Origin of the sequence: Gordonia sp. X0973 (genome assembly GCF_013348785.1) — a bacterium.
Taxonomy (GTDB): Bacteria; Actinomycetota; Actinomycetes; order Mycobacteriales; family Mycobacteriaceae; genus Gordonia.
In genome coordinates this window covers 3,156,489-3,168,276 of record NZ_CP054691.1, presented here as the reverse complement: position 1 = coordinate 3,168,276, position 11,788 = coordinate 3,156,489, and the positions used below count along the sequence as shown (strand labels likewise).

Here is an 11,788-nt window from a genome sequence, read left to right as displayed (position 1 = left end):
GGTTGTGACGTGGCACACAGGGGTCTATCGGGTGTAGCCGCCCGTCGGGGATCGTGACCAATCCGGCGGTGTCACCGCTGATCGCAGGCCCTGGCGGACGGTCTTGAACGTCGCGGTCTGCGGGATTTCGTCGACGAGCCGGATGTGGCTCGGCCACTGCTTGGGGCCCAGGTCGTCCTGCGCCGCGAGGAAGGCGCCCAGCGCATCGGGGGTGAGTTTCGGCGCCACCAATGCGGCCCACAACTCGTCGCCGATCTCCACCGGGACCCCGTACACGGCGACCGCGTCGATGTCGGGGTGGCGCAACAGGATCGCCTCGATCGGCGCGGTACCGAGATTCTCCCCGTCGACGCGCGCCCAGTCGCCGCGGCGTCCGGCGAAGTGGACGAACCCGCCCTCGTCGACCCAGCCAAGGTCGCCGGTGCGGTACATCCCGCCGCGCAGCCGTTCCGCGGTGGCGTCGGCGTCGTTGTAGTAACCGTCGAAAAGGCCGGGACCCGCGGTGTTGACGATCTCGCCCACCTCGCCGGCGTGCGCCGGGAGAAGGGTCTCCGGGTCGACGACGGCGACCGGCGCGACCAACGGTCCGAGTGCATCGGCCGGGGTCTCCGGCGTGCGTGAGATGGCCACCCCGCCCTCGGTGGAGCCGAAGCCGTCGACGACCGTGCAGCCGAATCGTCGGGCGAATTCGTCGCGGTCGGCGGCGCTCGCCTCGTTGCCGTACATGATCCGCAGCGCGCATTCGCCGTCGCGGGGATCGGGTGGCACGGCGAGGATGTAGTGCAACGGCTTGCCGACGTAGTTCGCGTAGGTCACGCCGTGCCGGTGGAGATCGGCGACGAAGCCGCGGGCCGAGAACGACGGGCGGAGCACGATCGAGGCCCCGGCGGCCAAGGCCACGGCCCAGCCGGCGACCGTCGCGTTCGAGTGGAACAACGGCATCGATAGGCCGACGACGTCGTCGGGTCCCAGGCCGAAGCGTTGCGCGAGCATCACCCCGGGGGCGGCGAATTTGCGCATCGAGCAGCGCACGGCCTTCGGGTCGCCGGTGGTGCCGGAGGTGAAGATGAGCATCGCCAGGTCGTCGGGGTCGCGCGGCGGGATCGCGACGGCTGGCGGAAGGGGCTGGGCCGCGACGAGACCCGTCCATCGGTCATCGGCCAGACCGAGTACCGGCACGGTCAGCCCGAGATCGTCGACGAGCGGGCGGGAACCCTCGTCGACCAGCACCAACTGGCAGTCAGCAGTGACGATGTCGCGGGCCAAGGCCGCGCCGCGCCGCGTGGTGTTCAACCCGACGACGACGAAACCCTCGATCACCGCGGCCGCCAGCAATGCGCAGTATTCGACGGAGTTGGCCGACGCGATCCCGACGTGCGGCGGACGGTCCGGGTCGAGCAGGGAGCGGAGAGCAGCCCCGATGCGGGCGGCGTCGCGCAGATGGTCGTGCCAGGAGACGTACTCGTCGCCGCAGCGCAGCCCCCGGTCCGTCACCTCGGTCAGCCCGCCCAGCAGCTCGCTGAGCGAACGTGGATCGCCGACCGAGGGCACGGGGCCTGGATTCACTGCTTGTCCTGCGGGGGTCTCGATACGGTTCCTCGCCCAGGGGCTCGGATCCACTCGACCAGCGTTGGGTGGGCTCGGGTCGACTCGATCAGCGTTGGGTGGGCTCGGGTCGACTCGACCAGCGTTGGGTGGGTTCGGGTCGACTCGACCAGCGTTGGGTGGGTTCGGGTCGACTCGATCATCGTTGGGTCGGCTCGGGTCGACTCGACCAGCGTTGGGTGGGTTCGGGTCGACTCGACCATCGTCAGGCCGGTTCGGCGGCGATCCGGTCACCGAGCCGGGCCAGCACGATCGGCTCACCGGCGAGGGCGTACTCGTTCTGCTTGGCGCGCAGGAAGTAGCGGTGCGTCGGGTGGCTGGTGTCGAGTCCGACGCCGCCGTGGACGTGGACCGCGGTGTGGGAGACGCGGTGTCCGGCCTGGCCGGCCCAGAACTTCGCGGTGTCGATGGCCGCACCGGCGTCGAGTCCCTCGGCCAGCAGCCAGGCCGCCTGGGTGGTGGTCAGCGAGAGGCCCTGCGCGTCGATGTACGCATCGGCCAGTCGCTGGGCCACGGCCTGGAAGGAGCCGATCTTGCGATCGAACTGTTCACGCTCGGCGGCGTATTGGGCGGTGCGCGCCAGCGCCTCGTCGACGATCCCGCGCTGTTCCGCGCAGGCGGCGAGGTTGAGGCGTTGCACGAGCGCGGCGACGGCATCGGCGCCGTGGCCGACGATCTGTTCCGGCCCGACGGCGACGTCGTCGAAATCGACCTGTGCGGTGGGCAGGAGGCCGGTCGACGGCGCCGGTGTGACGGTGAGTCCCGGGGCGCCGGCTTCGACGAATACGGCGACGGGGCCGCTCTCGCCGGAGGCGGTCACGAGCAGCGCGTCGGCGGCGACGGCGAAGGCCACGTTGACCTTGGTGCCGCGCAGGCGCCCGTCGTGCAGCGTCGTCGCCGCGGGGGAGAAGGGGTCGTAGACGGTGTCCTCGTCGACGGCGGCGGCGATCAGGGCCTCACCCGCCGCGACCCGCGCGATCCACTGGTCGCGATCCGCCGCGGCCCAGCCGGCCAGCGTCGGGAGCACGGCGATCGCCGTCGACGCATAGGGCACGACCGCCAGCGCGCGGCCGAGTTCGCTCGCGACGGCGGCGGTGTCGACCGTGCTGCGGCCGCCGCCGACACCGGCGAAATCCTCCGGCAGTTCCAGGCCGATGAGTCCCGCCGCGCCGAGTTCGCGCCACAGCTGGGCGTGCAGCGGTGCGGCCTGTGCCTCGAGCTCCGCGATCCGTTCCGGGGTGGCGACCTTCGCGACGATGTCGCGGGCCAGGCCGGTCAGCTCGGTGGTGGTCTCGTCCGACTTGAAATCCATGGTTTCTCCTATCGCCGGTAGGGCTGGCCGAGGGCGAGCATGGCGATGATGTCGCGCTGGACTTCATTGGTGCCGCCGCCGAACGTCAGGATCAGCGAGGAGCGCTGGAACCGTTCCAGCCGCCCGAGCAGGTGCGCGCCGGTCGAGCCCTGGCGCAGCGTCGCGGCAGGTCCGATCACCTGCAGCAGCAGGCGGTACGCCTCGGTGGCGAATTCGGTGCCGTAGACCTTGGTCGCCGACGCGTCGGCCGGGCTCGGCGCCTCGCCGGAACCGGCCTGCGAGGCGATCTTCCAGTTGATGAGCTTGAGGAACTCGACGCCGGCGTGGACGCGGGCCAGGTTGGACCGCACCCATGGCGTGTCGATGACCCGGTCGCCGCCCGGGGTCTTGGTCTGCTGCGCCCACTGGGTCGTCTCGCGCAGCGCGGTCTGGATCGGTGCGGCGCTGCACAGGGCGACCCGCTCGTTGTTGAGCTGGTTGGTGACCAGCGGCCAACCGCCGCCGAGCTCGCCGACCAGGGCGGTCTTGGGCACCCGCACGTCGGAGTAGTACGTCGCCGAGGTGTCGACGCCGGCCATCGTGTGGACCGTCGTATAGGAGAAGCCCTCGGCCGTGGTGGGCACGACGAGCATGGAGATGCCCTTGTGCTTCTTGGCCTCCGGGTCGGTGCGCACGGCGAGCCAGACGTAGTCGGCATAGGGGATCAGCGAGGTCCACATCTTCTGGCCGTTGATGACGAACTCGTCGCCGTCGGCGACGGCGGTCGTCCGCAGCGAGGCGAGGTCGGTGCCCGCGCCCGGCTCCGAATAGCCGATCGAGAAATGCAGCTCACCAGCGGCGATCTTGGGCAGGAAGAACTTCTTCTGCTCGTCGGTGCCGAAGTGCATGATCGTCGGGGCGACCGAGTTGATCGTCAGGAACGGCACCGGCGCACCGGCGATCGCCGCCTCGTCGGTGAAGATCAGCTGGTCCATCATCGAGCGGTTCTGGCCGCCGAACTCCTCCGGCCACCCCAGGGCGAGCCATCCGTCGGCCCCCATCTGGCGTACGACGTCGCGGTAGGCGTCGCCCTCGCCGATTTCGCCGTCCGACGAGGTGAGCGCGGCGCGGCGCTCGGGTGTCATCAGGGCCGCGAAGTAGGCGCGCAGCTCGCGGCGCAGGGCTTCCTGCTCATCGGAATAGGCGATGCGCATCGCGATCCCGCTTTCATTTGGAGGGTTTGCTCGCTAGTTTCTGTAACACGTTCTAACCTGAACGGGCGGGTTCGTCAACCGTGGCGGTCCCGGACGAGAGGAGAGGTTCGATGCGCATCAGCTGTGACTTCGACCTATGTGAGTCCAATGCGATCTGTGTGGGGATGGCCCCGGACGTGTTCGAGCTCGACGATGATGATTACCTGGTCATCCTGCAAGAAGATCTCCCGCCGGCCCGCGCGGAGGAGATGCGTCAGGTCGTCGCGAGTTGCCCCAAGTCGGCACTGACCCTGCACGAGTAGACGCCGCAAGACTTTCCCGGGTGTCAGCCCACGCCCGGTAGTGAACCTGTATGGTCACTGAAACAGGTTCTAGTTTTTGACCGAGCGAGCGAGCCGGTCAGATCGAACACAGCCGAGGAAAACCCGTGAGTGAATCTTTGCGCGGCCGCGTGGCCGTGGTGACCGGAGCCGGTGCCGGACTGGGTCGCGCCGAGGCCGTTGGCCTCGCGCGGGCCGGGGCCACCGTCGTCGTCAACGACCTCGCACCGGCATTGGCCGACAGCGACGTGCTCGACGAGATCGCCGCCGTCGGATCCCGCGGCGTCGCGGTACCCGGCGACATCTCGGCGTCGGAGACGGCGAGCGAGATCATGCGCACCGCCGTCGACGACCTCGGCGGCCTGCACATCGTCGTGAACAACGCCGGCGTCGTGCGCGACACCATGCTGTTCAACATGACCGACGACGAGTGGGACCTCGTCCAGCGCGTCCACCTGCGCGGCCATTTCCTGCTCAACCGCAACGCGGCGGCGCATTGGCGTGCGGCGGCCAAGGCCGGTGACGGCACCACCTACGGTCGGCTGATCAACACCTCGTCGGAGGCGGGTCTGTTCGGCCCGCCGGGACAGGCGAACTATGCCGCGGCCAAGGCGGGGATCACCGCCCTGACCCTCTCGGCCTCGCGCGCGCTGGGCCGCTACGGGGTCACCGCCAATGCGATCTGTCCGCGCGCCCGCACGGCGATGACCGCAGACGTCTTCGGCGATGCACCGGTCGACGGCGTCGATCCGCTGTCACCCGAGCACGTGGTCAAGCTCGTCACCTACCTCGCCGGGCCGTCGTCGGCCGCGGTCAACGGCCAACTGTTCGTCGTGTACGGTCCTCGGGTCACCCTGATGGCGGCCCCGGAGATCGCCGAGGTGTTTTCCGCCGGCGGCGACGATTGGGCGGGCGACGAACTCGATACAGCGTTGACCAGCTACTTCGAGACGCGAGACCCGCAGGTGACCTTCTCGGCCAGCTCGTTGGCGAACTGACCGAGCGTTGGTACTACACATGGTAGGTTCGCGACAGCCACTGGGGAGGGGGTGACGGTGCTCACCAAGTTAGCGACGCCCTTCGCTGCCTTCGGCGACTTCTTCTCACTCGCCACCGAAGCATCGCGGGAATTGCTCCGCCGTCCGTTCCAGTGGCGCGAGACCATCGAGTGTTCCTGGGCGATTGCGCGGGTATCGATGGTCCCGACGTTGCTGGTCGCGATCCCGTTCACCGTGCTCGTCAGCTTCACGCTCAACATCCTGCTGCGCGAGATCGGCGCCCAAGACCTCTCCGGTGCCGGTGCCGCACTCGGCACGATCACCCAGATCGGGCCGATCGTCACCGTGCTGATCGTCGCCGGAGCCGGTGCGACCGCCATCTGCGCCGACCTCGGCGCCCGCACCATCCGCGAAGAGATCGACGCGATGAAGGTGCTGGGCATCAATCCGATCCACCGGCTCGTGGTCCCGCGCGTCATCGCGTCGACTGGCGTGGCCCTGCTGCTGAACAGCCTGGTCTGCACCATCGGCATCGGCGGCGGATTCGTGTTCTCGGTGTACCTGCAAGACGTCAACCCCGGTGCCTTCCTCGCGAACCTGACACTGCTCACCGGCTTGGGCGAGTTGGTCATCTCGATGATCAAGGCGGCACTGTTCGGCCTCTTCGCCGGCCTCGTCGCGTGCTACCAGGGGTTGAACGTATCCGGCGGTGCCAAGGGTGTCGGCGACGCCGTCAACGAGACGGTCGTCTACTCGTTCATGGCTTTGTTCGTGGTCAACATCGTGGTGACCGCGGTCGGCCTGACGGCGACGGGGAGCTGAGCATGGTGCCTTCCACGAATCTCCGACGGACCCGCAGCGCGTTGAAGCGCTCCGGTACCGGCTGGGCCCGGCTGGGCGACCAGGCGCTGTTCTACTGGGACAGCATCATCTCGATCCCCCGGGCGCTGCGGCACTACAAGAAGGAGACGCTGCGCCTGATCGCGGAGATCTCGATGGGCACGGGTGCGCTGGCCATGATCGGCGGCACCGTCGTGGTGGTCGGCTTCCTCACCCTGTTCACCGGCGGGACCATCGCGGTGCAGGGGTACAACTCGCTGGCCAACATTGGCGTCGAGGCGTTGACCGGCTTCTTCTCCGCGTTCATCAACGTGCGCATCGCCGTGCCGGTCATCGCGGGCATCGCCCTGGCCGCGACGATCGGCGCGGGGGCCACGGCCCAGCTCGGCGCCATGCGGGTCAGCGAGGAGATCGACGCGCTTGAGACGATGGCCATCTCCTCGGTGCCCTACCTGGTGTCGACGCGGATCATCGCCGGCCTCGTCGCGATCATCCCGCTGTACGCGCTGGCCGCACTCGCCTCGTTCATCGCCAGCCGGATGGCCACGGTGTTCCTCTACGGCCAGTCGCCGGGCGTCTACGACCACTACTTCCACACCTTCCTCATACCGTCGGACATTCTCTGGTCCTTCGTGCAGGCCATCTGCATGGCGGTGGCCGTCATGATGATCCACACCTACTACGGCTACACGGCTTCGGGCGGGCCGGTGGGCGTCGGCGTGGCCGTCGGCAACGCCGTGCGCACCTCGCTGGTGGTCGTCGTCGTCATCACCCTGCTCACCTCCCTCGCCATCTACGGCGCCGACGGCAAATTCAACCTGGCGGGGTAGGGATGGTTCGACGGGAAGAGCGCAGCACCGCGGTCCGCAAGACGGCCGCGGTCATCATGGTGAGCGTGCTGACGTTGATCGTCGCCTTGGCGGCCGGTCAATTCCTCGGGTGGTTCAAGTCGACCGCGCCGGTCACCGTCGTCGCGCCGCGCGCCGGACTGGTGATGAATCCCGACGCGAAGGTGAAGCTGCGCGGCGTGGAGGTCGGCCGGGTGCGGTCGATCTCGCAGGAGAACGGCCACGCGGTGCTCACCCTGGCGATCAACTCCGGTCAGCTGGGGCAGATCCCGGGCAACGTGCGCGCCGACATCAAGTCCAACACCATCTTCGGCGCCAAGGCGGTCTTCCTGGTCGAGCCCCCCGAGTCCGTCGGGTACTCGCTGCAGTCCGGCGCCAAGATCTCCGCCGACCACGTCACGGTTGAGCTCAACACCGTCTACCAGCGCCTCGTCGACGTCCTGGCCGCCCTGCAGCCGGACAAGCTCAACGCGGCGGTCGGCGCCATCACGACCGCGCTCGACGGCAACGGCGAGTCGATCGGTCGCGGCGTCGACAGCCTGTCCAAACTGCTGGGCAAGACCAACCCCCATCTGCCCGAACTCACCGCGCTGCTCACCGAGACCTCGGCGTCGATGAACCTGTACGCCGACGCGATGCCGAACCTCATGCGGACCGTCGACAACGCGGTCTTCCTCGGCAACACGGTCCTGGCCGACTCGGACAACCTCGATGCCCTGCTGGTTGGGGCGACCGGGATGGCAAGCGCGGGCTCGGGGCTCATCGAGCCCAAGAAGGCCCAGATCATCGCCATGCTCAACAACTCGAACCCGACGATGGCGCTGCTCGGCTACAACGCGCCGGGTATCGCCTGCTTCATCCGCACCGCCGCGGTCGGCAACAAGATCGGCGCCCCGATCTTCGGTCTCAACGACGGCCTGCTGAAGCTCAACGCCGGCCTGCTGCCTGGCAAGGATCCCTACGAGTACCCCGAAGACCTGCCGTGGGTGCGCGGTTCCGCGCCGCCGACCTGTGAGAACGGGCTCTCGAACCCGCGGACCACGAAGAAGGCGAACTTCCTGGTGATCGACAACGCGCCGCGGCCCTACCAGCCGCGCACCGAGGCCAAGGTCAGCACCACCAAGGTCTTCCAACTCCTGTTCGGAGCGCCGCCCCGTGGATAATCGCGCACGCCGATTCCGGGCGACCTGTATCAAACTCGGCGCGTTCACCGTGGCCATGCTGCTGGTGTTCGCCGCCCTCGTCGCGGTGTTCAGCCGCTTCCAGGGCACCCGAACCAATACCTACGAAGCTGAGTTCACCAGCGCCTCGGCGATCAAGCCGGGTGCCAAGGTGAAGATCGCCGGCGTCGACGTCGGCGCCGTCCGCGACGTCGGGCTGACCAAGGACAACACCGCCCGCCTCGGCTTCTCGGTGGACCGCAAGTTCCCGCTGCCCAAATCGGTGCAGGCGTTCATCCGCTACGAGAACCTCACCGGCGACCGCTACCTCGAACTGCGGCGCGGCGCGGGCGACCCCAACGCCCTGTTGTCGCCGGGGGCGACGGTGCCGCTCTCGCAGACCGAGCCGGCGTTGGACCTCGACAAGCTGCTGGGCGGGTTCAAGCCGCTGTTCCGCACCCTCGACGGCAAACAGGTCAACGAGCTGTCGAGCAGCCTGATCCACGTGTTCCAAGACGAGAACATGGGCCCGTCGCTCAACCAGCTGCTGCAGATGACCGCGCAGCTCACCGATGCGCTCGCCGACCGCGACCGGCTGATCGGGTCGGTGATCGACAACCTCAACTCGACGCTGGCCACCCTCGACGGTGATCGCGTCGGCCTCATCGACAGCATCGACCGGTTGGAGACGCTGATGACCGGTTTGGCGGGTCAGAAGGACGTCATCGGGTCGTCGTTGACGTCGACCGCCGCGGTCGCCACCGACATGGCGCGCCTCCTCGGCGACACGCGTCCCGGGCTGCACAGCATGATCGACAACATGGGCAAGACCTCCGAGCAGCTGCTGCGCGGCGAGTCCTACATCCGGCCGCTGCTGTCCCGTCTGCCCGGCGACTTCAAGAAGCTCTCCAACCTGGGCAGCTACGGCGCCTGGCTGCAGATCTGGATCTGTCGTCAGCGGCTGATCTTCGGCGCACCGGGCACCCCGCAGCTCATCATCCCCACGATCGACGCACTCGGTGGCACGCAGAAGGCCGGCGGGAGGTGTCAGGTATGACCCCCGAGGCCGTGACCCAGCGCAGTGGGTCGAACGCCGCCGACGTCGAGCGTGACGCCGCCCGCGGCCAGCGCAGCCGGGCCAAGACCGGTGTCATCGGCTTCGCCGTCATCGCGCTGGTCGTCGTGACGGCGCTGCAGATGAACAACCTGCCCTTCCTCTCCCCGGTGAGCACCTACCGCGCCTACTTCGACGACGCGGGCGGGCTCATCCCGGGCGACGTCGTCTCGGTCGCCGGGGTCACCGTCGGCAAGGTCGAGCGCATCTCGCTCGCCGATACCGCCGACGGCAAGAAGGCGGCCGTCAAGTTCCGCCTGGAGGACTCGGTCAACCTCGGCGTCGACACGCAGGCCGCGATCAAGACCGAGACGGTGCTGGGCCGACGCAACCTCACGCTCATCCCGCACGGCCCCGGCCGCATCCTGCCCGGCGGGCAGATCGTCAACGAGAACACCGTCGCCCCCTATTCGCTGACCGACGCGCTGGACAACGCGACCAGCACCTTGGAGGACACCGACACCGACCAGCTGCGCACCGCGATCAACGCGATGTCGCAGACCTTCGCGTCGACGCCGACGTCGGTGCGCGGCGCGGTCGACGGGGTGGCGCGGCTCTCGGCGGCGATCGCGGACCGGGACAAGTCCCTGCGTGAACTGTTGGGCCGCGCGAACCGGATCAGCGGGGTGATCGGTGATCGCAACGAGCAGGTCAACCGGCTGCTGGTCGGCGCGAACGCGCTGTTGGGCGAGTTGCAGACCCGCTCGGACGCTCTCTCGCAGATCATCAGCGGTGCGCGTGACGTGACCACGCAGATCAAGGGCTTCATCAAGGAGAACAACGCCCAGCTGGCGCCGGTCCTCGGCAAGGTCGACCGGGTGATGCAGATCCTCATCGACAAGAAGGGCGATCTCACCAACGCCATCGACCGGTTGGGGCCGTACGCGAACCTGCTCGGCGAGGCGGTCTCCTCCGGTCCGTACTTCTCGTCGCTGGTCGGTGTCCCGACCTTCGGCGACTACACCGCGGTCTTCATGAAGGCACTACAGCGCAAGTACCCGGAGATCTGGCAGGCCTACGACTTCACCAACTCGACCTTCCTGCCGAACAAGTGGTACACCGCGCCCGGGTACGACCCGAACAAGCCGCGTCCGCCCGCACCGAAGATCGAGCAGCCGAACGGGCAGGGGGGATAGCGATGATGAACGGCAAACGCATGTGGGTCTCGGCGATGGCCGTGCTCCTGGTGGCACTGCTCGGCATCGTCGGGTACTTCGGGTTCCGCACGGTCACCACCGATACCGTGACCGCCTATTTCCGTTCGGCCAGCGGCCTGTTCGCCGGCGACTCGATCCGCGTCATCGGCGTCCCGGTGGGCCGGGTCGTGTCGGTCACCCCCAAGCCCGACGCGGTCGAGGTGAAGATGCGCCTGGACAAGTCAGTCGACATCCCGGCCGACGCGCGCGCCGTCATCGTCGCGCAGTCGCTGGTGTCGGGTCGCTTCGTCCAGCTGGCACCGGTCTACACCAAGGGCCCCAAGCTGGCCGCGGGAGCGGACATCCCGATGGAGCGCACCGCGGTCCCGATGGAGTGGGACGACCTGAAGAAGCAGCTGACCCGGTTCACCGAGGCCGTCGGACCCGACTCCGCCGGCGACAGCGCGGCCACGCGGGCGCTCGGGGTGGCGAATCAGAACCTCGACGGCAACGGCGAGTCCATCAACCGCTCGCTGCAACAGATGTCGAAGGTGGCCGGCACCCTCTCCGCGGGGCGCGACGACCTGTTCTCGACGGTGCGCAGCCTGCAACAGCTGACCCAGTCGCTCTCCGCCAGCCATGACCAGCTGGTCCAGTTCAACGGGCGGATCGCCTCGGTCTCGTCGGTCCTCTCCGACACCGCCGGGCTCAACGACGCGCTGACCGGCCTGGACTCGGCGATGGTCGAGATCAAGAAATTCCTCGACACCAACGGTGCGGCGATGACCCGCTCGATGCAACAGATCGCGAACGCCACGAGCATCCTTCGGGAGAAGGACGAGCAGGTGCGGGGACTGCTGCACTCCGCGCCGACCCAGCTCTCGAACTTCTACAACATCTACAACCCGATGACGGGTTCGCTCGGCGGCATCTTCGGCCTCGGCATGGGAACCAACCTGATCACGCTGTTGTGCGGCACGATGCAGGCCAACAACCGTCCCGGCCAGAGCCAGGCCGAGGTCGACAAATGCGTCGACGTGCTGGCCCCGGTGCTCAAGTCGATGATCATCAACTACCCGCCGTTCCTGATCAACCCGGTGCAGGGCGCCGTCGCCCGGCCGGATCAGATCAAGTACCAGAACGGCGACGTGCAGGCGCGCGCCCGCGCGGGTATCCGCCAGCTCGACGCGCAGACGCGCAAGCGCAACAACCTGCCCAGCCCGCTGGGCAACATGCTCGTGCCGTACGGGGCGGAAGGATGA

Annotated in this window: 11 protein-coding genes; 8 read left to right on the top strand and 3 right to left on the bottom strand. The window is 68.2% G+C overall.

All coding sequences use genetic code 11. From position 1 onward, the window contains the following. Positions 1-24: 24 nt before the first annotated feature. From HUN08_RS15635 to HUN08_RS15625, 3 genes are all read right to left on the bottom strand, one after another. Positions 25-1,566 (bottom strand): AMP-binding protein, encoded by a 1,542-nt coding sequence (locus HUN08_RS15635; RefSeq protein ID WP_124247058.1) that lies wholly within the window; start codon positions 1,564-1,566, stop codon positions 25-27. A gap of 244 nt (positions 1,567-1,810) precedes the next feature. Further along, complete coding sequence (locus tag HUN08_RS15630) at positions 1,811-2,917, bottom strand: acyl-CoA dehydrogenase family protein (protein WP_124247059.1); 1,107 nt, start codon at positions 2,915-2,917, stop codon at positions 1,811-1,813. 8 nt (positions 2,918-2,925) lie between these two features. Further along, positions 2,926-4,110, bottom strand: coding sequence for an acyl-CoA dehydrogenase family protein (locus tag HUN08_RS15625; RefSeq protein WP_124247060.1), 1,185 nt, complete (start codon positions 4,108-4,110; stop codon positions 2,926-2,928). Between the two features lie 110 nt (positions 4,111-4,220). Between HUN08_RS15625 and HUN08_RS15620 the strand changes: the two genes are divergently transcribed. From HUN08_RS15620 to HUN08_RS15585, 8 genes are all read left to right on the top strand, one after another. Next, complete coding sequence (locus tag HUN08_RS15620) at positions 4,221-4,412, top strand: ferredoxin (RefSeq protein WP_124247061.1); 192 nt, start codon at positions 4,221-4,223, stop codon at positions 4,410-4,412. A gap of 125 nt (positions 4,413-4,537) precedes the next feature. Beyond that, positions 4,538-5,428 (top strand): 3-oxoacyl-ACP reductase, encoded by an 891-nt coding sequence (locus HUN08_RS15615; protein WP_124247062.1) that lies wholly within the window; start codon positions 4,538-4,540, stop codon positions 5,426-5,428. Between the two features lie 57 nt (positions 5,429-5,485). Beyond that, positions 5,486-6,250, top strand: a complete 765-nt coding sequence (locus tag HUN08_RS15610; RefSeq protein ID WP_124247063.1) for an ABC transporter permease — start codon at positions 5,486-5,488, stop codon at positions 6,248-6,250. A gap of 2 nt (positions 6,251-6,252) precedes the next feature. Next, positions 6,253-7,098, top strand: a complete 846-nt coding sequence (locus HUN08_RS15605) for an ABC transporter permease (RefSeq protein ID WP_124247064.1) — start codon at positions 6,253-6,255, stop codon at positions 7,096-7,098. 2 nt (positions 7,099-7,100) lie between these two features. Further along, entirely contained in the window at positions 7,101-8,279 is a 1,179-nt protein-coding gene (locus tag HUN08_RS15600) for an MCE family protein (protein WP_124247065.1), read from the top strand. Then, positions 8,272-9,333, top strand: a complete 1,062-nt coding sequence (locus HUN08_RS15595) for an MCE family protein (protein WP_124247066.1) — start codon at positions 8,272-8,274, stop codon at positions 9,331-9,333. Before HUN08_RS15600 ends, HUN08_RS15595 begins: the two co-directional genes overlap by 8 nt. Further along, complete coding sequence (locus tag HUN08_RS15590) at positions 9,330-10,526, top strand: MCE family protein (RefSeq protein ID WP_124247067.1); 1,197 nt, start codon at positions 9,330-9,332, stop codon at positions 10,524-10,526. The genes HUN08_RS15595 and HUN08_RS15590 overlap by 4 nt, the downstream gene beginning before the upstream one ends. 2 nt (positions 10,527-10,528) lie before the next feature. Next, positions 10,529-11,788, top strand: a complete 1,260-nt coding sequence (locus HUN08_RS15585) for an MCE family protein (RefSeq protein WP_124247068.1) — start codon at positions 10,529-10,531, stop codon at positions 11,786-11,788.

Coding starts and splice junctions, on each gene's coding strand:
- HUN08_RS15625 (WP_124247060.1), bottom strand. CDS start 4,110: ATGCGCATCGCCTATTCCGATGAGCAGGAAGCCCTGCGCCGCGAGCTG.
- HUN08_RS15590 (WP_124247067.1), top strand. CDS start 9,330: ATGACCCCCGAGGCCGTGACCCAGCGCAGTGGGTCGAACGCCGCCGAC.
- HUN08_RS15620 (WP_124247061.1), top strand. CDS start 4,221: ATGCGCATCAGCTGTGACTTCGACCTATGTGAGTCCAATGCGATCTGT.
- HUN08_RS15600 (WP_124247065.1), top strand. CDS start 7,101: ATGGTTCGACGGGAAGAGCGCAGCACCGCGGTCCGCAAGACGGCCGCG.
- HUN08_RS15630 (WP_124247059.1), bottom strand. CDS start 2,917: ATGGATTTCAAGTCGGACGAGACCACCACCGAGCTGACCGGCCTGGCC.
- HUN08_RS15605 (WP_124247064.1), top strand. CDS start 6,253: ATGGTGCCTTCCACGAATCTCCGACGGACCCGCAGCGCGTTGAAGCGC.
- HUN08_RS15585 (WP_124247068.1), top strand. CDS start 10,529: ATGATGAACGGCAAACGCATGTGGGTCTCGGCGATGGCCGTGCTCCTG.